The organism is Streptomyces sp. NPDC020681 (assembly GCF_044334895.1).
In the GTDB taxonomy this organism is placed as follows: Bacteria; Actinomycetota; Actinomycetes; order Streptomycetales; family Streptomycetaceae; genus Streptomyces.
Genome location: NZ_JBIRTX010000004.1, coordinates 562,343 through 588,713 on the forward strand (window position 1 = coordinate 562,343; position 26,371 = coordinate 588,713).

At 69.7% G+C, this 26,371-nt stretch carries 19 protein-coding genes; 11 read left to right on the forward strand and 8 right to left on the reverse strand.

Annotated features, from left to right (window positions below; translation table 11 throughout):
- The first annotated feature begins 222 nt into the window (after positions 1-222).
- Positions 223-3,600 (forward strand): pyruvate carboxylase, encoded by a 3,378-nt coding sequence (locus ACH4YL_RS12715; RefSeq protein ID WP_398507280.1) that lies wholly within the window; start codon positions 223-225, stop codon positions 3,598-3,600.
- An 81-nt stretch (positions 3,601-3,681) separates the two neighbouring features.
- Here ACH4YL_RS12715 and ACH4YL_RS12720 read toward each other — a convergent pair whose 3' ends face one another.
- The 3 genes from ACH4YL_RS12720 to ACH4YL_RS12730 are packed head-to-tail and all read right to left on the reverse strand — an operon-like array spanning position 3,682 to position 7,288.
- Positions 3,682-5,991 carry an FtsX-like permease family protein gene (locus tag ACH4YL_RS12720; protein ID WP_398507281.1) on the reverse strand — a complete coding sequence of 770 codons (2,310 nt, stop codon included), beginning with the start codon at positions 5,989-5,991 and terminating at the stop codon, positions 3,682-3,684.
- 2 nt (positions 5,992-5,993) lie between these two features.
- Positions 5,994-6,785 carry an ABC transporter ATP-binding protein gene (locus tag ACH4YL_RS12725; RefSeq protein WP_398507282.1) on the reverse strand — a complete coding sequence of 264 codons (792 nt, stop codon included), beginning with the start codon at positions 6,783-6,785 and terminating at the stop codon, positions 5,994-5,996.
- Positions 6,782-7,288: a PadR family transcriptional regulator gene (locus tag ACH4YL_RS12730; protein ID WP_398507283.1), complete on the reverse strand. Its 507-nt coding sequence runs from the start codon at positions 7,286-7,288 to the stop codon at positions 6,782-6,784. Before ACH4YL_RS12730 ends, ACH4YL_RS12725 begins: the two co-directional genes overlap by 4 nt.
- 168 nt (positions 7,289-7,456) lie before the next feature.
- Between ACH4YL_RS12730 and ACH4YL_RS12735 the strand changes: the two genes are divergently transcribed.
- The 5 genes from ACH4YL_RS12735 (at position 7,457) to ACH4YL_RS12755 (ending at position 14,255) form a co-directional block, all read left to right on the forward strand.
- Positions 7,457-8,725, forward strand: coding sequence for an ABC transporter substrate-binding protein (locus ACH4YL_RS12735; RefSeq protein ID WP_398507284.1), 1,269 nt, complete (start codon positions 7,457-7,459; stop codon positions 8,723-8,725).
- A gap of 199 nt (positions 8,726-8,924) precedes the next feature.
- On the forward strand, positions 8,925-10,598 hold the full coding sequence (locus tag ACH4YL_RS12740) for a glycoside hydrolase family 13 protein (protein ID WP_398507285.1): 1,674 nt from the start codon (positions 8,925-8,927) through the stop codon (positions 10,596-10,598).
- A gap of 39 nt (positions 10,599-10,637) precedes the next feature.
- Positions 10,638-11,966, forward strand: a complete 1,329-nt coding sequence (locus tag ACH4YL_RS12745; RefSeq protein ID WP_398507286.1) for an ABC transporter substrate-binding protein — start codon at positions 10,638-10,640, stop codon at positions 11,964-11,966.
- Between the two features lie 10 nt (positions 11,967-11,976).
- Positions 11,977-13,314, forward strand: coding sequence for an ABC transporter permease subunit (locus tag ACH4YL_RS12750; protein WP_398507287.1), 1,338 nt, complete (start codon positions 11,977-11,979; stop codon positions 13,312-13,314).
- The gene (locus ACH4YL_RS12755; protein WP_398507288.1) at positions 13,311-14,255 is read left to right on the forward strand and encodes a carbohydrate ABC transporter permease; all 945 of its coding nucleotides are present in this window, start codon (positions 13,311-13,313) and stop codon (positions 14,253-14,255) included. Before ACH4YL_RS12750 ends, ACH4YL_RS12755 begins: the two co-directional genes overlap by 4 nt.
- 62 nt (positions 14,256-14,317) lie before the next feature.
- Here the strand turns inward: ACH4YL_RS12755 and ACH4YL_RS12760 are convergent, their stop codons facing one another.
- From ACH4YL_RS12760 to ACH4YL_RS12770, 3 genes are all read right to left on the reverse strand, one after another.
- Complete coding sequence (locus tag ACH4YL_RS12760; protein ID WP_398507289.1) at positions 14,318-16,591, reverse strand: M9 family metallopeptidase; 2,274 nt, start codon at positions 16,589-16,591, stop codon at positions 14,318-14,320.
- Positions 16,592-16,907: 316 nt separating this feature from the next.
- Complete coding sequence (locus tag ACH4YL_RS12765; RefSeq protein ID WP_398507290.1) at positions 16,908-18,989, reverse strand: SpoIIE family protein phosphatase; 2,082 nt, start codon at positions 18,987-18,989, stop codon at positions 16,908-16,910.
- A gap of 192 nt (positions 18,990-19,181) precedes the next feature.
- The gene (locus ACH4YL_RS12770) at positions 19,182-19,658 is read right to left on the reverse strand and encodes an RrF2 family transcriptional regulator (RefSeq protein ID WP_398507343.1); all 477 of its coding nucleotides are present in this window, start codon (positions 19,656-19,658) and stop codon (positions 19,182-19,184) included.
- A gap of 153 nt (positions 19,659-19,811) precedes the next feature.
- Here ACH4YL_RS12770 and ACH4YL_RS12775 point away from each other — a divergent pair, with 153 nt between their 5' ends.
- On the forward strand, positions 19,812-20,543 hold the full coding sequence (locus ACH4YL_RS12775; protein ID WP_398507291.1) for an SDR family oxidoreductase: 732 nt from the start codon (positions 19,812-19,814) through the stop codon (positions 20,541-20,543).
- Here the strand turns inward: ACH4YL_RS12775 and ACH4YL_RS12780 are convergent.
- The gene (locus ACH4YL_RS12780) at positions 20,522-20,821 is read right to left on the reverse strand and encodes a YkvA family protein (RefSeq protein WP_398507292.1); all 300 of its coding nucleotides are present in this window, start codon (positions 20,819-20,821) and stop codon (positions 20,522-20,524) included. The genes ACH4YL_RS12775 and ACH4YL_RS12780 overlap by 22 nt on opposite strands.
- A gap of 96 nt (positions 20,822-20,917) precedes the next feature.
- The gene (locus tag ACH4YL_RS12785; protein WP_398507293.1) at positions 20,918-21,253 is read right to left on the reverse strand and encodes a hypothetical protein; all 336 of its coding nucleotides are present in this window, start codon (positions 21,251-21,253) and stop codon (positions 20,918-20,920) included.
- A 328-nt stretch (positions 21,254-21,581) separates the two neighbouring features.
- Here ACH4YL_RS12785 and ACH4YL_RS12790 point away from each other — a divergent pair, with 328 nt between their 5' ends.
- The 4 genes from ACH4YL_RS12790 to ACH4YL_RS12805 all read left to right on the forward strand — a co-directional run bounded on the left by ACH4YL_RS12790 (position 21,582) and on the right by ACH4YL_RS12805 (position 26,340).
- Positions 21,582-23,024 carry a PHB depolymerase family esterase gene (locus ACH4YL_RS12790; RefSeq protein ID WP_398507294.1) on the forward strand — a complete coding sequence of 481 codons (1,443 nt, stop codon included), beginning with the start codon at positions 21,582-21,584 and terminating at the stop codon, positions 23,022-23,024.
- Positions 23,025-23,237: 213 nt separating this feature from the next.
- Positions 23,238-24,566 carry an ABC transporter substrate-binding protein gene (locus tag ACH4YL_RS12795; protein ID WP_398507295.1) on the forward strand — a complete coding sequence of 443 codons (1,329 nt, stop codon included), beginning with the start codon at positions 23,238-23,240 and terminating at the stop codon, positions 24,564-24,566.
- A complete protein-coding gene (locus ACH4YL_RS12800; RefSeq protein WP_398507296.1) occupies positions 24,563-25,507 on the forward strand; it encodes a carbohydrate ABC transporter permease in 945 nt (314 codons plus the stop codon). Before ACH4YL_RS12795 ends, ACH4YL_RS12800 begins: the two co-directional genes overlap by 4 nt.
- The gene (locus ACH4YL_RS12805) at positions 25,507-26,340 is read left to right on the forward strand and encodes a carbohydrate ABC transporter permease (protein ID WP_398507297.1); all 834 of its coding nucleotides are present in this window, start codon (positions 25,507-25,509) and stop codon (positions 26,338-26,340) included. Before ACH4YL_RS12800 ends, ACH4YL_RS12805 begins: the two co-directional genes overlap by 1 nt.
- Positions 26,341-26,371: the final 31 nt, after the last annotated feature.

The following is a 26,371-nucleotide window of genomic DNA, read 5'->3' on the forward strand; positions in this document are numbered from 1 at the left end:
GGCAGGGACCCTCGCTCCGTCCTGCGGTTCAAACCGGAGCAATCGCGCTCGCGTACCGGGTTCGAGCGCAAGCGCGGAGTGACGTAACTCCCGTCGGCGGGAGATCGACGCAGTCGATACTGATCGGTACCGTCCACGGGAACAGCGGATGCCGATCCCGGCAGCCGGAATGACGTCGTCAGTCCTTGAGGCCGCGCGCCCGCAACACGACAGGGGACATTGATGTTCCGCAAGGTATTGGTCGCCAACCGGGGCGAGATCGCGATCCGCGCCTTCCGCGCGGCGTTCGAACTCGGTATCTCCACCGTGGCCGTGTTCCCCTACGAAGACCGCAACTCGCTCCACCGGGCCAAGGCGGACGAGGCCTACCAGATCGGCGAAAAGGGCCACCCGGTGCGGGCCTATCTCTCGGTCGACGAGGTCATCAAGGCCGCTCGCAAGGCCGGTGCCGACGCCATCTACCCCGGATACGGGTTCCTGTCGGAGAACCCCCACCTCGCCGCCGCGTGCGCCGAGGCCGGGATCACCTTTGTCGGACCGCCCGCTTCCGTACTGCACCTCACCGGCAACAAGTCCCGCGCCGTGGCGGCCGCCCGCGAGGCCGGGGTTCCCGTACTGAAGTCGTCGGAGCCGTCCACCGACGTGGACGCGCTGCTGGGTGCCGCCGACTCCATCGGGTTCCCCGTGTTCGTCAAGGCCGTCGCCGGCGGCGGCGGGCGAGGAATGCGGCGCGTCGCCCAGCCCTCCGAGCTGCGGGAGGCGATCGACGCGGCGATGCGTGAAGCGGAGTCGGCGTTCGGAGACGCCACCGTGTTCCTGGAGCAGGCCGTCGTCAACCCGCGCCATATCGAAGTGCAGATCCTGGCCGACGCCCACGGCAATGTCGTCCACCTGTACGAGCGGGACTGTTCGCTGCAGCGGCGTCACCAGAAGGTCGTCGAGATCGCCCCGGCGCCGAATCTCGACCCGGAGCTGCGCGCGCGCATCTGCGCCGACGCCGTCGCGTTCGCCCGGCACATCGGGTATGTCAACGCGGGCACCGTGGAGTTCCTGGTCGACGAGCGCGGCAATCACGTCTTCATCGAGATGAACCCCCGTATCCAGGTCGAGCACACGGTCACCGAGCAGGTCACCGGCCGGGACCTGGTGATCGGACAGCTGCGGATCGCCGCGGGACGCACGCTTCCCGAACTGAACCTGACGCAGGACGACATCGTCCTCACGGGCACCGCCCTGCAGTGCCGTATCACCACTGAGGACCCCGCCAACGGTTTCCGCCCCGACACCGGCACCATCTCCGCGTACCGTTCCCCGGGCGGCCCCGGCGTCCGGCTCGACGGCGGCACCGTGCACACCGGCGCCGAAGTGTCCGCCCACTTCGACTCGATGCTGGTCAAGCTGACCTGCCACGGCCACGACTTCTCCAACGCCGCCCGCCGCGCACGGCGTGCGATCGCCGAGTTCCGGATCCGCGGAGTCGCCACCAACCTGCCCTTCCTCGGCGCAGTGCTCGACCACCCGGTGTTCCGCGAGGGCCGGATCACAACGAGCTTCATCGACGAGCATCCGGAGCTGGTCCGAGCGCGGCCGTCCGCCGACCGCGGAAGCCGCATGCTCACCTATCTCGCCGAGACGACCGTCAACCGTCCCCACGGCCCGCGCCCCCAGGTCATCGACCCGGCCGTCAAGCTCCCTCCCGTCTCGCTGGGCAGTCCGCCGGCCGAAGGCTCCCGGCAGCGCCTCGCAGCACTGGGGCCGGAGGCGTTCGCGGCGGAGCTGCGCGCGCAGCGTGCCGTCGCGGTGACGGACACGACCTTCCGCGACGCGCACCAGTCCCTGCTGGCCACCCGGGTGAGGACGCGCGATCTGCTGGCCGTCGCCCCTCATGTCGCCCGCACAGCACCGGAGTTGCTGAGCCTGGAGTGCTGGGGCGGCGCCACCTACGACGTGGCCCTGCGGTTCCTCGCCGAGGATCCCTGGGAGCGTCTCGCGGCCCTGCGCGAGGCGGTGCCCAACATCTGTACGCAGATGCTGCTGCGCGGGCGCAACACCGTCGGCTACACGCCCTACCCCGTCGAGGTGACCGAGGCCTTCGTCGCCGAGGCGGCGGCGACCGGCATGGACATCTTCCGGATCTTCGACGCGCTCAACGACGTCTCGCAGATGCGTCCCGCCATCGACGCCGTACGGTCCACCGGCACCGCGCTGGCCGAGGTCGCGCTCTGCTACACCGCGGACCTGTCCGACCCGGCCGAACAGCTCTACACGCTCGACTACTACCTGCGCCTCGCGGAGCAGATCGTCGAGGCCGGCGCGCACGTACTGGCCATCAAGGACATGGCCGGGCTGCTGCGCCCGCCCGCCGCCCGCACCCTGGTGACCGCGCTGCGCGAGCGCTTCGACCTGCCGGTGCATCTGCACACCCATGACACGGCGGGCGGCCAGCTCGCGACGCTGATCGCCGCGATCGACGCGGGCGTCGACGCCGTCGACGCGGCCGTCGCCTCGATGGCGGGCACCACCAGTCAGCCGTCCCTGTCGGCGCTCGTCGCGGCCACCGACCACACCGAGCGTGCGACCGGCCTCTCGCTCGACGCGGTCGGGGGCCTCGAGCCGTACTGGGAAGCGATGCGCAAGGTCTACGCGCCCTTCGAGTCGGGGCTCGCCTCGCCCACCGGTCGCGTCTACCACCACGAGATCCCCGGCGGACAGCTGTCGAACCTGCGTCAGCAGGCCATCGCGCTCGGCCTCGGCGACCGCTTCGAACTGATCGAGGACTGCTACGCGGCCGCCGACCGGATGCTGGGCCGCCTGGTCAAGGTGACCCCCTCATCGAAGGTGGTCGGCGACCTCGCCCTGCACCTGGTCGGAGCCGGCGTCGAGGCAGCCGACTTCGAGTCCGACCCCGGCAAGTTCGACGTACCGGACTCGGTGATCGGATTCCTCCGCGGCGAACTGGGCGACCCGCCCGGCGGCTGGCCCGAGCCGTTCCGTACGCGCGCGCTCCAGGGCCGTCCCGGGCAGGCCGAGACCCCGACCCTGTCGGACGAGGACCGCGAGGGACTCGACAAGGGCCGGCGTGCGACGCTGAACCGGCTGCTGTTCCCCGGCCCGACCAAGGAGTTCGACGCTCACCGCGAGGCGTACGGCGACACGTCCGTACTGCCCACGCAGGACTTCTTCTACGGCCTGGAGCCGGACACCGAGCACACGGTCACCCTCGGTGCCGGAGTCACGCTGCTGATCGAGCTGGAGGCGATCTCCGAGGCCGACGAGCGGGGCTTCCGTACGGTGATGGCCACGCTCAACGGTCAGCTGCGCCCGGTGCCGGTGCGGGACAAGTCCGTCGCCACCGAGGTCAAGGCCGCGGAGAAGGCCGAGCGCGGCAACGACCGGCATGTCGCCGCGCCGTTCGCGGGAGTGGTGACGCTCCAGGTGGAGGAGGGCTCCTCGGTGTCGGCCGGTCAGACGGTGGCCACCATCGAGGCGATGAAGATGGAGGCCTCCATCACCGCCCAGTGCGCGGGCACGGTCGGGCGGCTGGCGATCGGGAAGATCCAGCAGGTCGAGGCGGGCGATCTGCTCATCGAGCTCGGCTGACGCCTGCATGGTGCGTGCGTACGCGGCCGGCCCGGGTGAGGTTCCCGGGCCGGCCGTCCGCGTAGAGGTGCGGGCGGGCCGTCAGAGCGTCTCGGCCAGGGAGTCGGCCAGCCGGCGTCGAGCCGCGCGGGTGGCGGGCACCGCCGCGGCAACGACCGCGCCCAGCACCGCCCCGGCCGCGACCGAGGCCAGCAGCAGCGCGGGCGGGACATGGGCGATTCCGGCACCCATGCCGCTGGAGCGGCCCTGGATGTTCACCAGCCAGCTGCCGGACAGCACCCCGAGCCCCGTTCCCAGCACGGCGGCCAGCAACGCGGTGAAACCGGCGGCCGTGATGATCGCGGCGCTGATCTGGCGGGGGGTCAGCCCGATCGCCTTGAGCGCGAGCAGGTCGCGGCCGCGCTCGCGCACAGAGGATCCGATGAGCGTCAGCAGTTCGGTGAATCCGATCAGCGCCAGCACTCCGATCAGGGTGGCGATCACTCCCCGCGCCGGTTCCAGCCGGTCGGCCGGATTCGGCGTCTCCCGGATCTCCAGGGCGCTCCCCGCCGTGTCGGCGAGATCGTCGCTCACCGTACGGGCGTCGGCGCCCGGCCGCAGGACGAGATGGTAGAAGTCGGGCAGCAGCGCCGGATCGCGCTCCGCCAGGGTGTCGATCGTCGTCGAGAGCACCCGGCCGCCGGCTTCCGGTTCGATGCTGCGCCCGACGATGTGCAGGATCTGCGGCCGTCCTTCCACCGTCATCCGCACCCAGTCACCGACCTGTACGTCCAGCAGGTCGAGCAGGCCCTGGCCCGCGACCGCCTCGTCGAGGCCGTGGGCCGGACGCCCTTCGACCACGGTGAAGGGGTAGGGGGCCCGAGCGGTGCCGAGTCCGCGCAGGGTGATGGTGCCGGTCTGCCCCGGCATCAGGGCCGCGACCTCCACGCCCGGGTGGACCGCGGCGACGTCCGGCGGCGCGGCCAGCAGACGATCGAGGTTCTGACCGGAGAGACCGCCAGGCTGTCCGGCCCGTACGGTCAGCGCCGCGGGCACTCCCATGTCCGCGGGGCGGCTGCGGAACGTGTCCAGCGTGGACCAGGCGACCAGTGCGACGGTGATCAGGAGGAGCGGCAGCGCCAGCCTGAGCACGGTGACCGCGCTGCGCGGCCGGCGCGGGAACGCGGCACGCCACCCGAGCACCAGCGCCGGCGGTACCCGCATTCCGAGCGCCCGCCGGCCCAGTCCGGTCATCGGAGGTGCCGACGGCAGGGCCGCCCGCGCGATCGGCACCGGCGGGACCCGGCCCGCCCGCCAGGCGGCGAGGGACGTGGCGGTCGCGATCAGCAGCACCGCGCCGCTCGAGACGCCGATCATGAGGGCGGTGTGTCCGGGCAGGTCCTGCCACACCCCGGCCGCCTCGCCGATCCGGCCCGGTATCAGGCTCCCCAGCAGCTCGATCGCCGCCGTTCCCAGGGCGACCCCGAACAGGGCGAAGGCGAGGTGCTGCACGAGAAAGCCGCGTACCACCTGGCCAGGCGTGAAACCGATCGCCTTGAGGATGGAGATGTCCCGCAGCTGTCCGCGGATACGGGCGCTGATCGCTCCGGACGCGGCGAGCGCGGCGGAGAGCAGGGCGCCCAGCCCGAACACCGCGAACAGCTGGCCGAGCAGCCGGTCGTCGCTGCCGGCCTCGGCCCGCGCCTGCTGCCACTTGGTCACCTCGGCGACGCGGTCCGCGCCGAGGAGCGTGACGGCCTGCTGGACGGTGAAGTCGAGATCGGCCGGATCCTCCAGGCGCAGCCCGATGCTCTGTCCGGTGCTCCGTGGGGCGACCTGGTCGAGCGTGCCGGGCAGCACCCAGCCGATTCCGGGATCGCCCCCGGGCCGGTAGCGGGGTTCCGCGGCCTCGGCCACACCGGTCACACGCAGAGTGCGCGGCATGCCGTCGGGTCCCTTGACGGTCAGGGTGTCGCCGGGCTCCGCCCACAGGACGCGGGCGACGGAGCTCTCCAGGACGATGCCGCCGGCTTGCGTGTTGAGCCAGTGGCCGGCGGTGACGAGCGGCCGGGCGATCTCCGGCTGCTGGGTGCTGGACGCCCGCAGGGACACGCTCGCACGGACACCGCGCGACTCGAGAGTGGCCTGGCTCGTGCGGTACGGACCCGAGACCCCGGCGACCGAGTCGAGGCCCGACAGTATGTCCGTGTCCGCGGCGGCCCGGGTGTGGAGCCAGACATGGGCACCCTTGGACTGGGTGAAGATGCGCTGCCAGGGGTTGGCCGCGTAGCTGAACAGGGCCACGGCCAGCAGCAGGGAGCCGATGATCCCGGCGCTGGCGAGGACGACGAAGACCGACTGCCCGCGGTGGGCCCGCAGATCGGCGTGCGCCCAGCGAAGAGTGGCCCGCACCGTCACTCCTTCAGTTCGAGCACGCCGGAGACTCCGCGGCCCGTGGTGCGCTGCCCCGCGCCGAGGGTCGCGTCGTCGGCTATGCGCCCGTCGAAGAAGCTGATGACCCGGTCGGCCGCGCTGGCCATCCTGGCGTCGTGGGTGACCAGCAGGATCGTCTGGCCGCGCTGGTGGAAGCGGGACAGCAGCCGGAGCACCTCCCGGGTTCCCTTGCTGTCCAGGCTGCCGGCGGGCTCGTCGGCGAGCAGCAGCGCCGGATGGTTCACCAGCGCCCTGGCGAGAGCGACGCGCTGCTGCTCACCGCCGGAGAGTTCGCCCGGCATGGACCGTTCCCTGCCTTCGAGGCCGAGTTCGGAGAGCAGCTCGGCCCGGCTCTCCCGGGCGGCCCTGGGGGATGCGCCCGCGAGCAGCGCGGGCAGTTCCACGTTGTCGGCGACCGTGAGGTCGGAGACCAGGTTGAAGAACTGGAAGACGATGCCGATGCTCTTGCGGCGCAGCATCGCCCAGCGCGCCTCGCGATAGGCGTCGACCTGGCGGCCGTCGAGCCAGAGACTGCCGCTGTCGGGCCGCTGGAGCCCGCCGATCAGATGGAGCAGCGTGGACTTGCCGGCACCGGACGGCCCGGTGACGGCGACGAACTCGCCGGGCTGGACGGTCAGGTCCACCCCGCGTACGGCGTGCACCGGCGCGCCTTCGCCGTGATGGGTCTTGGTCAGCCCTTCGGCGCGCACGATCGGTACGACGCCCGGCGCACCGGGTGCGCCCGAGTCGGCGGGAGCGGCGGCGTCGCTCATTCCAGCTCCTCCTGACAGCGTTCGAGCCAGTCGAGGTCGGCCTGCAGGTGCAGCATCGCGCCTTCGATCAGCAGCTGGGAGATCCTGTTGTCCCGGTCCTCGGTGGCCGCGAGCTTCGACAGATCACGCATGGTGTTCAGATACTGCCGACGCTGCTTGTTGATCAGCACGACCGGATCGGCCAGGCCGGACTCGGGAGCGAGGGCGATCTTCATGAAGAACTCGTCCCGGACCCGTGCCTCGTCGGTGGTCTCCTCGAACCAGGCCAGAACGGCCTCGTGCCCGGCATCGGTGAGCCGGTAGGTTCGTTTGTTGGGCCTGCCCGCCTGTGCGACGTCTTCGCCGGCGATCAGACCGGCCTTTTCCAACCGCCCGAGGGTGACGTAGATCTGGCCGACGTTCGGCTGAGGGTACGCGGCGCCCAGGAGCTTCTCAAGGTCCTGCTTGAGCTCGTAACCGTGGGCCGGGCCACGGGTGAGAAGTGCCAGGAGCGGCAGCCGCACGCGCTCCCCTCCCTCCCGGTCCGTTAGTTTCTTGTTGGCTCGGACGCGGGGTGTGGCTCGCGCCACCCGCCTTCTCTGCCTGGACGTCTAGTATCGCCCATGCCTAACGGGTATACATAGGCCACATTGAACGGCGGCGCGGCCGGATCGGTGCACTGGGAGGAACCTATGCGGTGGATGCATGCCGCGGGTAGGGGCTTCCTCGTGGCTGCCGTGCTGCTGGCCGGATATGCCGGTTTCGGCACTCAGCCCGGTGTGGTCCCCAAGGGGCGCGGACCGATGACTCTGGTGACCGCGGGCGATCTGACCGACTATCTCGGTCCACTGCTCGACGACTGGAACAACAACCACCCGCGGGAACGGGTCACGGTGCTCGAACTGCCGGACTCGGCCGACGAGACCCATGCACAGATGAGCAGCGAACTGCGTTCCGGCGGCGACCGGTTCGACGTGCTGAACATCGATGTGGCCTGGACCTCGGAGTTCGCCGCCGCGGGCTGGATCTCTCCCTTGCAGCGCGACCGGTTCCCGCTGGACAGCTTCCTGGCGCCGGTGGTGAACACGGCCACCTTTGACGACCGTCTGTACGCCGTCCCGTATGTCACCAACGCCGGACTGCTGTACTACCGCAAGGACATCCTCGACAAGGCGGGCGAACAGCCGCCGCGCACCTGGGCGGAGCTGGCCCGGCAGGCCAGGAAGCTCGCTCCGGAGTACGGCGTGGACGGCTATGCCGGCCAGTTCCTCCCGTACGAGGGGCTGACGGTCAACGCCACCGAGGTGGTGCATTCGGCCGGCGGTTCGATCCTGCGCGACGACGGCGCCCGGGTCACGGTGGACTCGGCGGCCGCCCGCACCGGACTGGAGTTCCTGGCCGGCGGGGTACGGGAGGGCTGGATCTCCCCGGAGGCGCGCAGCTACAAGGAGGAGGAGTCCCGGCAGGCCTTCCAGGACGGCCGGCTGCTCTTCCTGCGGAACTGGCCCTATGTGTACTCGGTGGCCAACGGGCCGGGATCGAAGGTGGCCGGCAAGTTCGGCGCGGTGCCGCTCCCGGGTCCTTCCGGTCCGGGTACGAGCGTGCTGGGCGGCTCCAACCTCGCCGTCAGCAGTCACTCCCGGCACCCGGAGTCGGCCGCCGACTTGATCGCCTATCTCACCAGCGAGCGTGTCCAGCGGCAGGTGCTGACCGAGGGTTCGCTGCCGCCGGTGCGTGCGGACCTGTACGAGGACCCCGACCTGATCCGGACCTATCCGTATCTGCCGACCCTGCGGCAGAGCGTGCTGTCGGCCGAGCCGCGCCCCAAGAGCCCGCGCTACGACCAGGTGAGCCTCGTCGTGCAGGCCGTCGTCCAGGACGTCATGGCGCTGCGGCAGACGCCCGAACAGGCCGCGGTGCGGATGTCCCGGGAGCTGGGACCGATCGCCCGCAGAGGCTGAGACTGCCTGCCCTTCCAACGGCTTGCTACTTACATGTTAAGTAGCAAGCCGTTCTGCTGTATGCGGAGATAATCGGGCAAATCCGGGCTGTTTTGGTCGACATCGTTGACACCCCGCCGTCACCTCTACTTAACATGCATGCATAACAGCGCACCCGATCGGGGCGCCCTCGCATCCAGCAGGAACAGGTCGACGCGAGATGCTCACAGCCCTTCCGGCCACCCCAGGCCACCCCTCCCGCACGGCCACCGCCTGGTGGCGCGACGCGGTGATCTACCAGGTGTACGTCCGCAGCTTCCTCGACAGCACGGGCGACGGCATCGGAGACCTCGCCGGCGTGCGCGCCGGGCTCCCGTACCTCAGGAAACTCGGTGTCGACGGCATCTGGCTCAGCCCGTTCTATCCCTCGCCGCAGCACGATCACGGCTACGACGTCGCCGACTACCGCGACGTCGACCCCGTCTACGGCGACCTCGCCGAATTCGACCTGCTGATGGGCGACGCCCGTCGCCTCGGGCTCAAGCTCCTGCTGGACATCGTCCCCAACCACTGCTCCAGCGAGCATCCGTGGTTCCGCGAGGCGCTCGCCGCCGCACCCGGCAGCGCCTCCCGCGCCCGCTTCCACTTCGCCGACGGGCGCGGCCCGGACGGCGACGAGCCCCCCAACAACTGGCGGGCGATGTTCGGAGGTCCCGCCTGGAGCCGGATCACCGAGTCCGACGGAACCCCGGGACAGTGGTACCTGCACCTGTTCACTCCGCAGCAGCCCGATCTGAACTGGCGGAACCCGGAGGTCGGCGACTCCTTCGAGCAGGTGCTCCGCTTCTGGCTGGACCGAGGCGTCGACGGTTTCCGCATCGATGTCGCCGCCGGTCTGTTCAAGCACCCGCAGCTGCCGGACTCGCCCGACCCGGACGCCGACGAACGCTCCCGGGACTCGGTGAACCCGCTGGCCTGGAACCAGCCAGAGGTCCACCAGGTGTGGCGCCGCTGGCGATCGGTGTGCGAGGAGTACGCGGCCCGGGACGGCAGCGAGCGCCTGCTCGTCGGTGAGGTCTCCGTACCGACCGCGCGCGAACACGCCGAGTACGTCCGGTCCGACGAGCTCCACCAGGCGTTCTTCTTCGACCTCCTCAGCGCCCCCTGGGACGCCGACGCCTTCCGCGAGACCATAACGGAGGCGATACGCGACATCGCAGGGACCGGCTCCACCGTCACCTGGGTCCTCAACAACCACGACCAGGTCCGCACGGTCACGCGTTACGCGGGTGAGCCGGGTGTGGAGGCCAGCGGGCTCGGCGCCGCCCGCGCCCGCGCCGCCGCGCTGCTGATGCTGGCCCTGCCCGGCGCGGCGTACGTCTACCAGGGCGAGGAGCTCGGCCTCCCCGAGGTCCTGGACCTGCCGGACGAAGTGCTCACCGATCCGATCTTCCACCGGACCGGCAGCCGGGCCCGCATCCGCGACGGCTGCCGGGTCCCGCTGCCCTGGTCGGGCCATGCCTCCCCGTTCGGCTTCAGCCAGGGCGCGGCCGGTGCCCGGCCGTGGCTGCCGCAGCCCGAGTGGTTCGCCGCGCACGCCACCGACCGCGCGCTCGCCGACACCCGTTCGTTCTGGCACCTGTATCGCGAAGGACTCCAACTGCGGCGCAGCCTGCCTCAGTTGGGCGAAGGAACGCTGCGCTGGCTGGAGGCGCCTCCACAGGTCCTGGCCATGGTCCGTGGCGACGGGCTGATCTGCGCCGTCAACTTCGGCATCGAGCCCGTGCCCGCCCCCGTGATCGGGACGCCCCTTCTGTCCAGCGGCCCCTGCCCGGACGGTGTGCTCCCCGGAGCCACCGCCGCGTGGTGGACGGGCGACTGCCCCACTCCCTGAACTCCGCTCCTCACACAAACCCTCGGAAGGACTCCCACCATGCGACGACTCTCTATAAACCGGCGGACGGCCGCGGCCGCGTCTGCAGTGCTCTCCCTCGTCATCGGCGCCACGGCCTGCGGCGGCAATGCGGGCCCGGCGAGCGGCAAGGAACTCGACGGCCAGACCGTGACCGTGGCTGGAGTGTGGACCGGCAGCGAGCAGAAGAACTTCCGCAAGGTGCTCGACGCCTTCACCGCGAAGACCGGCGCGAAGACCGTCTTCGTACCCACCGGCGACAACGTCTCCACCTTCGTCGGCAGCAAGATCGAGGGCGGGAACGCCCCGGACGTCGCCATGGTCCCGCAGGTGGGTGTGCTCCAGCAGTTCGCCAAGGAGGGCTGGCTCGCACCGCTGTCGGAGAAGGCAGCCACGACCGCCGAGGCCAACCTCGCTGCCGTCTGGAAGAACTACGGCACGGTCGACAAGACCTACTACGGCCTCTACTTCAAGGCCGCCCACAAGTCCACCGTCTGGTACAGCCCGAGCGCCTTCGAGCAGGCCGGAGTGGCGGAGCCCAAGAGCTACGAGGACATGCTCAAGACCGGCCGGGCGATCGCCGACTCCGGGCTTCCCGCCTTCTCCGTCGCCGGCGAGGACGGCTGGACGCTCACCGACTGGTTCGAGAACATCTACCTCTCTCAGGCCGGGCCCGAGAAGTACGACCAGCTGGCCGCCCACACTCTGCCGTGGACCGACGCCAGTGTCGTCAAGGCGCTGACCACCCTCGGAGAGGTGTTCAAGGACAAGCAGCTCGTCGCCGGCGGCGCGAAGGGCGCCCTGCGCACCGACTTCCCCCACTCCGTAGAGCAGGTCTTCGGACCCGAGCCCAAGGCCGGCATGGTCTACGAGGGCGACTTCGTCGGCGGCGTGGCCAAGGACGACTTCGGCAAGAAGCTCGGCGAGGACGCCAAGTTCTTCCCGTTCCCCGCCGTAGCGGGCGGCAAGGCCCCTGTGGTGAGCGGCGGTGACGCGGCCGTTGTCCTCAAGGACGGCAAGAACGCGAAGGGCGCGCAGCGGTTCCTCGAGTTCCTGGCCACTCCCGAAGCGGCTTCCGTGTGGGCCGGCGCGGGCGGTTTCCTGTCGCCCAACAAGGACGTCGACCTCGCCTCGTACGCCGACGACACCACACGCGCCACGGCCAAGTCCCTTGTCGACGCCGGTGACTCGGTCCGCTTCGACATGTCCGACCAGGCGCCGGCCGCGTTCGGCGGGACCAAGGGAGCGGGGGAGTGGAAGCTCCTGCAGGACTTCCTCGGCGACCCCTCCGACCCCAAGGCCACCGCTGCCGCACTCGAAGCCGCGGCCGCCAAGGCGTACCAGAGCTGAGGCAGCGACCATGGCAGTCATCCCGTCCGCCCGCGCCGCGAATCCGCGGCGCCGGGCCCAGCTCAAAAAGCGGTACGCGGCGGTGTTGTTCGTCCTCCCCGCGCTGCTGCTGCTCGGCGCCCTGGTCGTCTATCCGGTGCTGTTCTCCGCGGGCCGCTCCCTGTTCGACGCCACCGGCGACCGGTTCGTCGGCGGCGAGAACTACGCCGAGATATTCAGCGACCCGGCGACGCTCAAGGCGATCCGCAACAGCACCATCTGGGTGGTCGTGGCACCGGTTCTGCTGACCGGTCTCGGGCTCGTCCTCGCGGTGCTCACCGAGAAGGTGCGCTGGGCGACCGCATTCAAGCTCGTCCTCTTCCTGCCGATGGCGGTGTCGTTCCTGGCCGCCGGCATCATCTTCCGGCTCGCGTACGAGGAGGACCCGAACCGGGGCGTACTCAACGCCGTCGCCGTCGGCGTACACGACGTCTTCGACGACCGGTCCGCGTATCCGACGGCACGCGCCCGGCAGGGCCACGGCCTGGCCGCGGCCGACGGCGGCTCGTACCGGACGACCGACGCGGTGGCTCCTGGGCAGTCCCTCAGCCTCGGCTTCGTGGGCGTCGCACCCGACAAGATGCCCTCCGAGGCACGGTTCGCCCGGGCGGCGGCCACCGCGAAGCCTGCCGCCGACGAGGTCAGGGGCGTGGTCTACCTGGACTTCACGGCCGGCGGCGGCGGTAAGCCCGGCAAGGTCGACCCGGCCGAGAGGGGGCTGCCGGGGATGTCGGTCGAGGCGGTACGCGACGGACAGGTGGCCGCGAAGGCCACCACCGCCGCGGACGGCTCGTTCACCTTCCCCGGCCTGGAAGCGGGTTCGTACACCGTCCGGCTTCCGGCGTCGAACTTCGCCGCGCCCTACCAGGGCATCTCCTGGCTCGGGCCCGCTCTTGTCACCCCGGCGATCATCGGTGCCTATCTGTGGATCTGGACCGGCTTCGCGATGGTGCTGATCGGGGCGGGACTGGCCGCCCTGCCGCGGGACGCACTCGAGGCGGCCCGGATGGACGGCGCCACCGAGTGGCAGATCTTCCGGAAGATCACGGTGCCGCTGCTCGCGCCGGTGCTGACGGTGGTCTTCGTGACCCTCGTCATCAATGTGATGAAGGTCTTCGACCTCGTCTACATCATCGCTCCGGGACCCGTCCAGGAAGAGGCCAACGTCCTGGCGACCCGGATGTGGCTGGTGTCCTTCGGCGGCGGCAACAACCAAGGACTCGGCAGCGCGATCAGCGTGCTCCTCCTCCTGCTGGTCGTACCCGCCATGATCTTCAACGTCCGGCGCTTCCGAAGGAGCGGAGCATGAGCGGCCACGCGACCGTCGAGCCCAAGTCGTTCCCGAGGATGGCCAAGCCCTCCCTCCAGGTGCCCGTCCCGCCGTCGCCGGCACGCCCGCGCCGACGGCCTCTTGCCCGGGTGACCTCATGGCTGGGCAAGGGGGTGGTCCAGGCCGTCCTGCTCGTCGTGGCTCTCATCTGGATCACGCCGCTGGCCGGGCTGTTCCTGTCCTCGATGCGCTCCGACGGGGACAACGCGGCCGAGGGCTGGTGGACGGCGCTGACCGACCCCGGGCAGCTGTCCCTGGACAACTACACTGCCCTCTTCGAGAACTCCGGAATCACCCAGGCCTTCTGGAACACGGTTCTGATCTCGGTGCCCGCCACCGCGCTGGTCGTCGCCATCGCCGCACTGGCCGGATACGCCTTCGCCTGGCTGGAGTTCCCCGGCCGCAACGCCATCTTCCTCGTTGTCGTCGGCCTCCTCGTGGTGCCCGTCCAGGTCGGGCTGCTGCCCGTCGCCAAACTGTTCGGCGCCATCGGACTCTTTGGCACCATCCCGGGCGTGATCCTCTTCCATGTCGCCTACGGGCTGCCGTTCGCGATCTTCCTGCTCCGCAACTACTTCGCGGAGATCCCTCGCGAGATGCTGGAGGCGGCCCGGATGGACGGTGGCACGGAGTGGCGGATCTTCAGCCAACTGATCCTGCCCCTGGGCCGGCCCGCCCTGGCCAGTCTGGCCATCTTCCAGTTCCTGTGGGTCTGGAACGACATGCTGGTGGCCCTGCTTTTCGCGGACAGCGAGTCCCAGCCGCTGACGGTCGCGCTCCAGTCGGAGATGCGGCAGTTCGGGAGCAACATCGGGGTGCTGGCGCCGGGTGCGTTCCTGTCCGTCGTGGTGCCGCTGGTCGTGTTCTTCGCCTTCCAACGGCACTTCGTGCAGGGGGTGATGGCGGGTTCTGTCAAGTAGCCGCCGTGCACGGTTGGTGCCCCATTCGCCGGTCGCGAATGGGGCACCGGTATCGCCCGGGGTCAGTACTCGGTGGTGACCGAGACCTGGTCGAAGCCCTTGGTGGCGTACAGGCTGAGGTAGACGTAGCCGGACGGTGGCTGCCGGATCGTCAGCGTCTCCGCGTTGCCGGTGTGCACCGAGCGGGCGGTGTTGTCGCGGACGGTGGCCCAGCCCTTGGGGTTGTAGTAGAGGTCGGCGTCGCCGGTGCCCCCAGAGACGGTGACCGTGAGTGAGCCGGTGCCGGCCGGGATCTTCAGGTACAGGTACGCATGGTTCCCGGTGGTGGCCGAGACGTTGGAGCGGCGGCAGTTCTTGCCGAGCTCACGGGAGTCGGCCGAGGAGCACTCCGGCAGACCTGGGGCAGCGCCGCAGTCGCCGGCGGCGCACTTGCTCAGCCAGCGGGCGAAGTCGGCGTCGTACCGGGTGCCGATGGTGCTGGTGAGCAGCGTGCGTGCGGCGGCCCAGTTGCCGGTGCGGTAGTGGCCGAGCAGGGTGGAAACGTCCTGCGGATGGGACTGGATCAGGTAGCGGACTGCCAGATAGCCCCACTGGTAGATCCGGGTGGTGTCGGAGTTGGCGTAGGTGGTGTCGAAGAGCCGGCTGAGCGGGTAGGTGTTCTTGCCGGCCTCGGTGATCGCCTTGTCGTAGGTGACGTTGCGGTACGAGTAGGAGATGTACTCGGCCAGGCCCTCCACCCACATCACGGTCGGCGTGGACTCCCCTTCTTCGAAGTCGCCGTACATGTCGTAGCGGCCGTCGAGGTAGTGGGTGTACTCGTGGTTGAGATTCCAGATCTGGAAGTCGGGGCGCAGCCACTCCGCCTCGTACGCGATGAAGCGCGGCAGGTTGCCGGCCTGGGCGGGGTCGCCTTCCAGGTACATGCCGCCGTTGTCGGTGCTGATGCCGAAGACGACCCCGGCGTAGGTCTTGTAGTCGGTACTGGAGTCGAACACCACCACTTCGAGGGTGGTGTTGTGGTCGTCGGCGACCGGCCCGTTGTCCTTCACCACGCCGTGGAAGTAGGCGTCCTGGTTGAGCAGGCTGGTGCAGGTGGCCGACAGTTCGGCGGCCGTCACCTGCTGGGCGACGATCCGCAGGCTCGCACCACAGGTGTGCTTGACCGTCAGCACGGCGTTACGTACCCGGTTCTGCAGGTCACAGGTGCCGAAGTAGGCGCAGTTGGCCTTGTCGTACTCGTCCGTCATCTCGGCCACGCCGACCCAGAGCGGGGCGGTGCGGCCGGTGATCGCGCTGCGGTCGAGCAGTTGCTTGACCAGCGGGCGGACGGTGGTCCGGAGCGCCGAGTGCTGCAGGAAGCGGCTCAGTTCACGCCCGGCGTTGGAGGTCAGGTAGGCCTTGTCGGTGCCAAGCAGGCCGTCGTGGGCGACGGCGAAGTCGCGCAGCACCGTCAGAACGCTCGGGTCGCTCTGCACGGCGGACACGAAATCCGGCAGGTAGTGGCCGCGGAACAGCACGGTGTAGGTGTTGTTGACCGCCGCCACCATCCACCAGTGGCTGTTGTAGGAGGAGTTGTAGGCCTTCAGCAGCCGCTTGACCACGCTGAGGTAGCGGGCGTTCTCCCTGGAGCTGTCGATCAGAGTGACCGACTCGGCCAGGATCTGGCCGTTGGCGTCGTTCACGTCGAAAGCGCGGGGCGAGGCGAAGAAGGCGTCCAGGCCGCCCTGGACGGCGCTTTTCAGCGCCGGGCCGTACGAGCCAACGGTGTCCGGCTGATTCCACTGCACGAAGTACCCGGCGCGCAGGTAGAGCACCACTTGGCCGGCCGACGTGCTGTTGTTGCCCGGGTAGGTGGCGGCGGTGTCGCGGAGCGCGTTCGCCACGGTGACCATCTGCGCCTCACGGAAAAGCGCACGGGAGTCCGAACCGGTCACACCGAACAGTGTGTTGATGCAGGAGACCTCCGACACCTTGATCTGCTGGACCAGGGCACTGCCGGTCTTCGAGGCGAAGTCGCTGACCTGGCAGGCCTTCGTCGGTGCGGCCTCGGCCGGTTCACGCTGGAGGGCGGCCGTTGTGCTGCTCAGCGGGGGGCGCTGCGACAGATCCGTGGTCTGCCCGTCTGTTCGCGCGGCGTCGGGGGCGAGTTCGGCGGCGGCCGCGGCGGGAGTGGCGGGTTGTGGAGCGGGGCTCGAACTCGGCGTCGGCACGGGAGCGGCGGCGGCCGCGGCCGCGGCCGTCCGGCCGGCGGGGGCGAGCAGAGTGAGCCCCAGGCTCAGTAAGAGGGCGGCTGTCAGCAGCCGGGCGAGCGCTCTGACATTGGGGGAACTACGCATCGTGGTGGCCTCCGGCCGGTCGGCGGCCGTGCCTTGGCACGGCGAGGGGGGCGGACCTTGGTGGCGACGGGAGTCGGTCATCCCGCCGTCGTTGTCATGAACACGGAGTAGCGTGTGACATGTACCATTGCACAGCCCCTCGGGGCAGGGGAAGGCCTCGTTCAAGGCAGGTTTTGGATCACGCGACGGTGGTCACTGGCGAACGTCGGGGTGTTCCCGCAAGGTCACGGTGCCTTGGTAGGCGGGGAGTTGAGCGCCGGGGGTGATGTGCGCGGCGACGGCGAGGCCCGACGCGTCGCGCTCACGATGAACGGCGTCAGCCCGTCGGGTCGAGCGGCTGTTCCGTCCACAGGGTCTTGCCGTCCCCGGCGTAGCGGGTGCCCCATTGGGCGGCGAGTTGGGAGACGATGAACAGTCCGCGACCGCCCTCGTCGACCGTCCGCGCATGGCGCAGATGAGGGGCGGCCGCGCTGCTGTCGTGGACTTCGCAGGTGAGCGCGTGGCCGAGGACGAGACGCAGCGACACCGGCGGTGCGCCGTAGCGGACGGCATTGGTGACCAGCTCGCTGACGATCAGCTCGGCGGCGAATACCGTCTCCGCGGAAAGGTCCCAGGCCGTCAGCCGGTCGCGGGCGAAGGAGCGGGCGATGGCGGGGGACGTCGGCTCGTTGCCGAGTTCCAGGGTGGCGACGTGGTCCTGGGGAACGGTGCCGACGCGTGCAAGGAGGAGCGCCGCGCCGTCCGGGCCGGGCGCGGTGGAAAGTGTGTAGGCGGCGGCGTCGCACAGATCCTGCAGCCGGCGTCCGGGATGGGCGAGCGTGTCTCTGACGGGGTCGCTGATCGTTTCCCCGTCGCGCAGAAACCCGCCGGTGCAGAAGGCGAGGAGGCTGCCCTCGTCGAGGGTCAGGGTGACGCTGGGGAATGGCGCGGTGTCGTCGGAACTCAGGTGAGGCCCTTCGGGCACGTCGGGGATGGCCGTACTCCCGTCGGGATGTACGACGAGCGGCACCGCGTGACCGGCGCGCGCGACGGTGCAGGTGCGGGAGAAGGGGTCGTACACCCCGTACGTACAGGTGGCTGTCAGCGGCTGCCGGTGCATGAGATCGCCGGTCGGGAGGGCCGCACGCTCACGCGCCAGCCGGGTGGCGGTGTCGTTGAGGCGGGCCAGGAGTTCGTCGGGCTCGAGGTCGAGCGCGGCCAGCGCGTGGATGACCGTACGCAACTGCCCCATGGCCGCCGCGGTTTCGATGCCCACGCCTGCGACGTTGCCGACGACCAGGGCGGTTCGCTCGCCGGACAGCGCAAAGGTGTCGAACCAGCAGCCGCTGTTGGCGCCGGGCAGGTGCAGATGGGCCGTCTCAAGACCGAGCCGGGCAGAGTCGTGCTGGGGCAGCAGGTGGCGCTGGACCGTCGAGGCGATGGTGTGGTCCCGGGCGTAGCAGCGCGCGTTGTCGATGCTGAGGGCGGTCTGAGCCGCCGCGGTGAGGACGAGGGTGACATCGGACTCGTCGTACGGATCGGATTTCCCGCAGCGGTAGAGGCTGATCAGCCCGAGGACGGTGCCACGCAGGGTCAGCGGGGCCACGATCAGCGAGTGCGCCCCGGACGCTTCGATCGCCCGGGCGCGAGAGGGATCTGCCGCCAGCCACGGTGTGTCCGTGCCGAGCGCGACCAGCCGCGGCTGCAGATCGGACAGTGCAAGGGCGTAGGGGCTGGGGTAGGGCAAGTCGCGGACGTCACCCACCGGATGGGCCTGGTTCGCGTCGGCGCCGGGGCCCTGGAACGCGGCGCGCCGGAGCGGAACGCCACGGCCCAGCGGCCCCAAAGGGGGATCTGCGCCCCGCAGTACGTAGTCCACGACCTCCACGACCGCGATGTCGGCGAATCCCGGCACCAGGGCCTCCGCGAGCTCTCGGCAGGTCGCCGCGACATCGAGGGTCCGCCCCACGGTCTCCCGCACCGCCGTGAGGGCCGCTTCCCGGTTGCGTGCCTTCTCGTGCTCGGTGACATCGACCACCGCGGCCAGCAGACCAAGCGTGCTTCCACCCGGATCGTCGAGGCGGTAGCAGGAAAGGGTGAGGCTGTGATCCGGGCCCGGGTCGTCCGCGAGGCTGCCGCGGAACGGTCGCTCACGGGTGGGAACGCCGGTGCGGAGCACTGCGCGGAGCGTTTCCTCAACGCCGTCCGGTTCGTCGATGCGATAGACCTCGGTGAGTGAACGACCGGGAACGTCCTGCGCGACGGCCCCGTCGGAAGGTGTGTTGGCGCGCACCACCTGGAGGTTCGTATCGAGTACGAGCAGGGTGGACCTGGCGTGCGTGAAGAGAGTTTCGAGTAGTGCCGTCGGCATGCCCGCCGTTGTCAGCCCGCCGTGGCTCGGCACATCGGCGTCCGACACGCGTTTCACCACCTTCAAGGGCAGTCGGTCCGATGCCTCGAACGCGCCTGACTCAAACCAGCATCTTCCCTGCCCTCCCGCACCGCCACTCAGTGGGCCTGGGCACCTGCCGGGCTGGTTTGAGCACGATGCCAACGAGGGGGATCAATGGGTCGGCGGCGGAGAGGTGGCGGGGTCGCGGGACGGGAGCGCCTACGCGTCCGCTGCCGTCAGCCAGGAACTGATGCCGGCCAGTGCGTCGGGGCCGTTGTCCGAGCCGACGCTCCGCGCCAGGTCGGCGATCGAGACCGATCGCAGCGCTCCTCGCCAGGCGGCGTCGGCCCCGGCCATCGCGCGGGCAATGGCGCAGGGAGCGGTGCAGGACTCGGCAGGCGCCGCCAGCGGGCCGCGCTGCCGGATTTCCGTGCAGGTGAACGCCGGGCCGGGGCCGTCGACCGCTTCGACGACATCGAGCACCGTGATCGAGGCGGGTTCCCGGGTGAGGACGTAGCCGCCCGACTTTCCCTGCACCGAGCGCACCAGGCCGGCGCGGGAGAGCGCCTGCAGTTGCTTGGCGAGGTAGCTGGGCGACACGTCGTGCAGCAGCGCCAGTCGCGTGGCGGGCACCGGCTCCTCGACCGAGGTCAGGACAACGCAGCAGTGCAGCGCCCACTCGACCCCACCAGACATCTTCACTCGATCACTCTAACCGCACTCCGCTTGACTCGGACACATGATGTCCGAGTAGTATCCCGGATAGAAAGTGTCCGAGTTTCCGCGTGCGATGCACTCTAGACGCATAGGGCATATACCGGACACGTCTCCTCAGTGGAAGGGCATGTCATGAAGTTTGCGGTCATCGGCGGCACCGGGCTCATCGGGTCGCAGGTCGTGAAGAAGCTGAACGCTGCCGGGCACGAGGCGGTGCCACACTCGCAGTCCACCGGGGTCGACGTCATTACGGGCCAGGGCGTGGAGCAGGCGGTGGCGGGCGCCGACGTCGTCGTCAACCTGACGAACTCCCCGACCTTCGACGAAGCCTCCCCGGCCTTTTTCCAGACCTCGATGGACAACCTCCTGGCCGCAGCCGACAAGGGCGGAGTCCGCCACTTCGTCATCCTGTCGATCGTCGGCGTGGACCAGGTGCCCGCCCTGGACTACTACCGGGCCAAGGCCCTCCAGGAGGACATCCTCAAGGCCGGGCCGGTCCCGTATTCGATCGTCCGCGCCACCCAGTTCATGGAGTTCGTCGACGCGGTCCTGTCCTGGACCACCGACGGCGACACCGTCCGCCTGCCCGCCACTCCGATCCAGCCGATCGCCGCGAAGGACGTTGCCGACGCGGTCGCCGAAGTCGCAGTGGGCGCGCCGCTCAACGGCACCCGCAACATCGCCGGGCCCGACGTCTTCAACCTCGACGAACTCGGCAGGGTCACCCTGGCCGCCCACCCCGACGGCCGTACGGTCACCACCGACGACACCGCCGGCATGTTCGCCGCCGTCGAGGGCGACGTCCTCGTTGCCAAGGGCGACGTCCGCATCGCTCCCACCGGCTACACCGACTGGCTCTCCTGAGCCACTCCGGCGCGTGCCGCCGCGCTGTGGAGGGAGCGCAGCGCGAGGAGCAGGACGCCGATGTCGTCGAGGAGGACCGGGTCGGGCAGCAGGTCGACCGGACTCGCCAGGTAGATCAGAGCGCCCCAGAAGGCGACCTTGTTCTCCACGGGAATTCCGGCGTCTCGCAGTCGCCGCCGTGCCCTCACCAGTCTGACCAGGAGCGCGACGGCCAGCGCCGCGGTCGTGGCGATCAGCGCGGCCGCGACCGCTGCCACCCACCACAGTTCGGTACTCATGGCGTATCCCTTCTCCTGAGAGAAGGGATACCCCGTCAGGGAGACATGGCTCGCAGTGGTGCCGCCGGACGGGTGGCGTACTCGCCCGGTGACGCCTCAGCGAGGGCTGGTGATCCATCGCAGCACGGTGGCGAGCGTCCGCTCGTCCAGCGTGCACAGGGCCTTGATCGCGTCGAGGTCGCCGGGCAGCGGCGGGACACCCGTGGTGGTCAGCGCCGCGTGCAGATCGAGGCGGCGCTTGTCGGCGGCGGGAAGCGCGAAGGGAAGCCGCTGCTTGGGGTCGGGGGCCGGGAGGAAGTAGTCATCCTCCGACGCGTCCACGGGCGGGAAGACGGTGTGCGCATCGAGGTCCCGGATACCGGGGAAGCGATAGGGGTCGACCTCCGACTCCTGCTGCGCCGACGAGAGAGGAGAAATCTGCCAAGCGTGCATGGGGTCCTCCTGAGGTGGTTGCGTTGCGTCACTGACTGTCAGGAGCCGTGCTGCGCCCGTTCAGTTGCAGCGCACGTTGCAGATCACTCGAATGTCCCCAAGAGCATCATTTCGTCACAACGCGGCGCGAGGGCCGTCCCACAGTCGGCGACGTCCACAACACCGGCCCCGACCACAGTGGAGGCGGCCGACACCTGAGGTGATCGGGAAGTGTGGTCCGCTCCCGCTGGCGCGCGGCCACCGCGGTTCTACGGTGCACCGGACCGCCCGCTCCGGAGGGACCCGGCGCGGCGGTCCGCTCCTCATCCCCTCACCACGGGAGGACCGCATGTCGGTTCGCGACCGCGCCCGTACCACCTGCTGGGCAGCGCTACTTGCCCTGCTTCTCGCCCTGTTCACCGTGCCGCAGAGCGCATCGGCGGCATCGCTCACCCAGGTGACCGGCTTCGGCTCCAACCCCGGCAACCTGTCGATGTACGCGTACGTGCCCGACAACCTGCCGCCCGGCGCACCGGTGGTGGTGGCCATGCACGGCTGCACCCAGAGTGCGAGCGACTACTACAGCCACTCCGGCTGGCCCAAGTACGCCGACGCGTACGGCTTCGCGCTGGTCTTCCCGCAGACCTCCAGCGCCAACAATCTCAAGTCGTGTTTCAACTGGTTCCAGCCCCAGGACTACACGCGCGGTCAGGGCGAGGCGCTGTCCGTCAAGCAGATGGTGGACTACACCAAGGCGCAGTACGGCAGCGACCCGAGCCGGGTGTATGTCACCGGACTGTCCGCCGGCGGTGCCATGACCTCCGTGATGCTCGCCGACTACCCCGATGTCTTCGCCGGCGGATCCATTGACTCCGGCATCCCCGTCGGCTGCGCCACTGATCTCAGCAGCGGCCTCACCTGCATGAACAACGCCGTCAGCAAGACCCCGCAGCAGTGGGGCGACCTCGTGCGCAGCCGCTCCGGCGGCTGGACCGGGCCGTGGCCGCGCGTCGCCGTCTGGCACGGCAGCGGCGACGCCACCGTCACCCCGGCCAACGCGACCGAGTCCCGCGACCAGTGGACCAACGTCTGGGGCCTGAGCCAGACCCCGTCCTCGACCAGCACCCTGCCCGGCGGGACCGCGCAGGCCTCGTACAACGATGCGAACGGCAAGCCCGCCGTCGAGACGTTCACTGTTTCCGGGATGGCCCACGGCCTCGCCGTGAGCCCCGGCTCGGGAACCGACCAGTGCGGCACCACCGGCACGTACTACCTCAACTACATCTGCTCCAGCTACTACGCGGCGAAGTTCTGGGGCCTGGATCGCTCCGGCGGCGGCGAGGACAGCCTGCCCGCGCCCGGCGGTCTGACGGTCACCGGCACGACGGACACCAGCGTCGCGCTGTCGTGGGGCGCCGTCGACGGCGCCGCGTCGTACCAGGTCTACCGCGGAGGTACGAAGGTCGGCTCAACGGCGTCCACTTCCTACAGCGACACGGGCCTCGCCTCGGGCACCGCGTACAGCTACACGGTCGCCGCCCTCGACGCCTCGGACCGTGCGGGAGCATCCTCCGCAGCCGTGACGGCGACCACCACCGGCCATCAACCGCAGTGTTTCACCGCCAGCAACTACAACCACGTCGCCGCCGGCCGCGCCCATCAGAGCCTCGGAAACGTCTACGCCAACGGCTCCAACCAGAGCATTGGCCTGTACAACACCTTCGTCACCCACACCCTCAAGGAGACCTCGGCCGGCTACTTCGTGATCGCCGACTCCGGCTGCTCCGCCTGACGAAGCCCGGTCCCTGCGGCACGGCACCCGCCCCACCCCGGGGCCGGGTCCGGTGACCGGCCGTGCCGCAGGGGGGTGGCCATCCGGGGGATCTCCGTCTTCGACGCGACGCGTTGCACAGGCGGCGGCCGCGGGAGCGGCTACGTTCGCCCGACGGCGGCGTTGCGCGAGGTGACCAGGCACCCGGTGACCGCCTGGTCCGGGAGGTGAACGGTGGGGCGCTCGAACGGACAGGCCCGCCCGGTGCGGGCACGCCGCAAGGCGTCGCTGCCATTCGCCTCCCGTGGCACCGCGCGGCGGCTGCGGTTCCTCACCGTGCTGCCCCTGCTGGCCGGACTGCTCGCCTCCTGCGACTCAGGTGAATCCGGCCCGGTCACCATCAACTGGTACAACTTCCCGGACGATTCGGGTGCCCTGGCCGGCGCGGCGACAAACTGCACCCGCGCCTCGGGCGGGCGGTACCGCATCGAGTACAACAAGCTCCCGCGCGGCGCGGACGGCCAGCGTCAGCAGCTCGTCCGCCGCCTCGCCGCGGAGGACAACACCATGGACATCCTCGGACTCGATGTCACCTGGGCCGCAGAGTTCGCCGAGGCCAAGTGGATCCTGCCGTGGACGGGCGCCAACCGCCGCAACGCCACTGCGGGCACCCTCGAAGTGCCGCTGCAGACGGCGACGTGGAAGGGCCGGCTGTACGCCGTCCCGTACAACACCAACACCCAGTTGCTGTGGTACCGAAGCGACCTCGTGCCCAAGCCCCCCACGACCTGGGCCGAGATGCTGACCATGGCACGCGACCTCGCCAGGCAGGGCAAGCCCCACTACGTCGAGATCCAGGGCGCCCAGTACGAGGGGCTGACGGTCTGGTTCAACACGCTCGTCGCGAGCGCCGGCGGCTCCATCCTCAACCCCACGGCCACGGCGCCCTCGCTCGGCCCGCCCGCGGTCCGGGCCGCCACGATCATGCGCAACCTGGCCAACTCGCCCGCCGCCGACCCGTCCCTGTCGAACCAGATGGAGGATCAGAACCGGCTGGCCATGGAGTCGGGAACCGCGGCCTTCGAGCTGAACTACCCGTTCGTCTACCCGTCGATGAAGGCGAACGAGCCCGAGCTGTTCAAGAGCTTCAAGTGGGCGCCGTACCCCGGAGTGGAGCCCGGCCGGCCCTCGAAACCCACCATCGGCGGCATCGACCTCGCCATCGGGGCCTACTCGCGCCACCCGGACCTCTCCTTCGAGGCCGCCCTGTGCCTGCGCAATCGTCAGAACCAGATGGCCGCCGCGCTTCAAGGCGGACTGCCGCCCACCCTGCGCGCGCTCTACTCCGACCAGGAACTGATCAAGAGCTACCCGTTCGCCGCGGAGGTCCTGTCGGCACTGGAGAACGCCAGTGTGCGCCCCCAGACCCCCGCCTATCAGAACGTGTCCATCGCGATCTCGCACACGCTCTCCCCGCCCTCGGCGATCCAGCCCCGGAGCGACATCGAGAGCATCAGCAGCCAGATCGAGGACGCCCTCGAGTCCAAGGGGCTGATCCCGTGAACACCCCGACCTCCGCACCGTCGACGGCGCAGGCGCCGGCCCCCGGCCAGACCGCGGCACTCTCCGAGGGCGCACGCGAGGAGCGGCGGCTGGGCTGGCTGCTGTGCGCTCCCGCGGTGGTCGTGATGCTCGCCGTCACGGCCTACCCCATCGGCTACGCGATCTATCTGTCGCTGCAGCGCTACGACCTGCGCTTTCCGAACCAGGCAAAGTTCGTGGGCTTCAGCAACTACGGGGCCGTGCTCTCCTCCGACTTCTGGTGGGAGGCGTTCTGGGTCACGCTGTTCATCACCACGGTCTCCGTGGCGGTGGAACTCGTCCTCGGCTTCGCACTGGCCCTGGTCATGCACCGCACCATCTTCGGCCGGGGGAGCGTTCGTACGGCGATCCTGATCCCGTACGGCATCGTCACCGTGGTCGCCGCCTACTCCTGGCAGTACGCCTGGACGCCGGACACCGGCTACCTCGCCGCGCTACTGCCGTCCGGTGAGGCCCCGTTGACCGAGCAGTGGCCGGCCATCGGGCTGATCATCCTCGCCGAGGTCTGGAAGACCACCCCGTTCATGGCACTGCTCCTGCTGGCCGGACTCGCCCTGGTGCCCGAGGAGACGCTGCGTGCGGCCATGGTCGACGGTGCGTCCGCCTGGCAGCGCTTCATCCGGGTCACCGTGCCGCTGATGAAGCCGGCCATCCTGGTGGCCCTGTTGTTCCGCACCCTGGACGCGTTCCGGATCTTCGACAACATCTACATCCTGACCTCGGGCGCCCACGGCACCGGCTCGGTGTCGATCCTCGGTTACGACAACCTGTTCACCGCGCTCAACCTCGGCATCGGATCGGCAATCTCCGTGCTCATCTTCATCTGCGTCGGCGTGATCGCCTTCGCCTTCATCAAACTCTTCGGGGCTGCCGCTCCCGGTTCAGAGGAGGCGGGACGCTGATGGCCAGCGCTGGCAAGAGGCACATGACCGGCTGGGCCGTCGCCAACATCGTGGTGATCGCCTATGCGCTGTTCCCGGTCTGGTGGATCGCGGCCCTGTCGTTCAAGGAGCCCAGCACCCTCACCGACGGCAACTTCATCCCGGAGAAGTGGACGCTGGACAACTACCGCGGCATCTTCGAGACCTCGGAGTTCACCCGTGCCCTGATCAACTCGATCGGTATCGCCCTGATCTCCACAGTGATCGCGGTCGCGCTGGGCACCATGGCCGCCTACGCCGTGGCGAGGCTGCGCTTTCCCGGCAAGAAGCTGCTGATCGGCATGTCCCTGCTGATCGCGATGTTCCCGCCGATCTCCCTGGTGTCCCCGCTGTTCAACATCGAGCGCATCCTGGGGATCTTCGACACCTGGCCCGGGCTGATCATCCCGTACATGACCTTCTCCCTGCCACTGGCGATCTACGTGCTCTCGGCGTTCTTCCGGGAGATCCCGTGGGACCTGGAGAAGGCGGCCAAGGTCGACGGAGCCACGCCCGCCCAGGCCTTCCGGCTGGTGATCGCGCCGCTGGCGGCGCCGGGCGTGTTCACCACCGCGATCCTCGTCTTCATCTTCTGCTGGAACGACTTCCTGTTCGCGATCTCCCTCACCTCGACGACCGCGGCCCGCACCGTGCCTGCGGCGATCGCCTTCTTCACCGGGAGCAGCCAGTTCGCGCAGCCCACCGGATCGATCGCCGCCGCAGCGGTCGTCATCACCATTCCGATCATCGCCTTCGTGCTGCTGTTCCAGCGGCGCATCGTCGCCGGACTCACCTCCGGGGCCGTCAAGGGCTGACCGGCAGCAGCCGACCGTCAGGACAAGGAGC

What these genes read in the sequence shown, in the direction of transcription:
- ACH4YL_RS12790 (WP_398507294.1), top strand. Translation starts at nt 21,582, where the DNA reads ATGTCGGTTCGCGACCGCGCCCGTACCACCTGCTGGGCAGCGCTACTT.
- ACH4YL_RS12780 (WP_398507292.1), bottom strand. Translation starts at nt 20,821, where the DNA reads ATGAGTACCGAACTGTGGTGGGTGGCAGCGGTCGCGGCCGCGCTGATC.
- ACH4YL_RS12715 (WP_398507280.1), top strand. Translation starts at nt 223, where the DNA reads ATGTTCCGCAAGGTATTGGTCGCCAACCGGGGCGAGATCGCGATCCGC.
- ACH4YL_RS12755 (WP_398507288.1), top strand. Translation starts at nt 13,311, where the DNA reads ATGAGCGGCCACGCGACCGTCGAGCCCAAGTCGTTCCCGAGGATGGCC.
- ACH4YL_RS12770 (WP_398507343.1), bottom strand. Translation starts at nt 19,658, where the DNA reads ATGTCTGGTGGGGTCGAGTGGGCGCTGCACTGCTGCGTTGTCCTGACC.
- ACH4YL_RS12740 (WP_398507285.1), top strand. Translation starts at nt 8,925, where the DNA reads ATGCTCACAGCCCTTCCGGCCACCCCAGGCCACCCCTCCCGCACGGCC.
- ACH4YL_RS12725 (WP_398507282.1), bottom strand. Translation starts at nt 6,785, where the DNA reads ATGAGCGACGCCGCCGCTCCCGCCGACTCGGGCGCACCCGGTGCGCCG.
- ACH4YL_RS12785 (WP_398507293.1), bottom strand. Translation starts at nt 21,253, where the DNA reads ATGCACGCTTGGCAGATTTCTCCTCTCTCGTCGGCGCAGCAGGAGTCG.
- ACH4YL_RS12805 (WP_398507297.1), top strand. Translation starts at nt 25,507, where the DNA reads ATGGCCAGCGCTGGCAAGAGGCACATGACCGGCTGGGCCGTCGCCAAC.
- ACH4YL_RS12735 (WP_398507284.1), top strand. Translation starts at nt 7,457, where the DNA reads ATGCGGTGGATGCATGCCGCGGGTAGGGGCTTCCTCGTGGCTGCCGTG.
- ACH4YL_RS12750 (WP_398507287.1), top strand. Translation starts at nt 11,977, where the DNA reads ATGGCAGTCATCCCGTCCGCCCGCGCCGCGAATCCGCGGCGCCGGGCC.
- ACH4YL_RS12745 (WP_398507286.1), top strand. Translation starts at nt 10,638, where the DNA reads ATGCGACGACTCTCTATAAACCGGCGGACGGCCGCGGCCGCGTCTGCA.
- ACH4YL_RS12775 (WP_398507291.1), top strand. Translation starts at nt 19,812, where the DNA reads ATGAAGTTTGCGGTCATCGGCGGCACCGGGCTCATCGGGTCGCAGGTC.
- ACH4YL_RS12760 (WP_398507289.1), bottom strand. Translation starts at nt 16,591, where the DNA reads ATGCGTAGTTCCCCCAATGTCAGAGCGCTCGCCCGGCTGCTGACAGCC.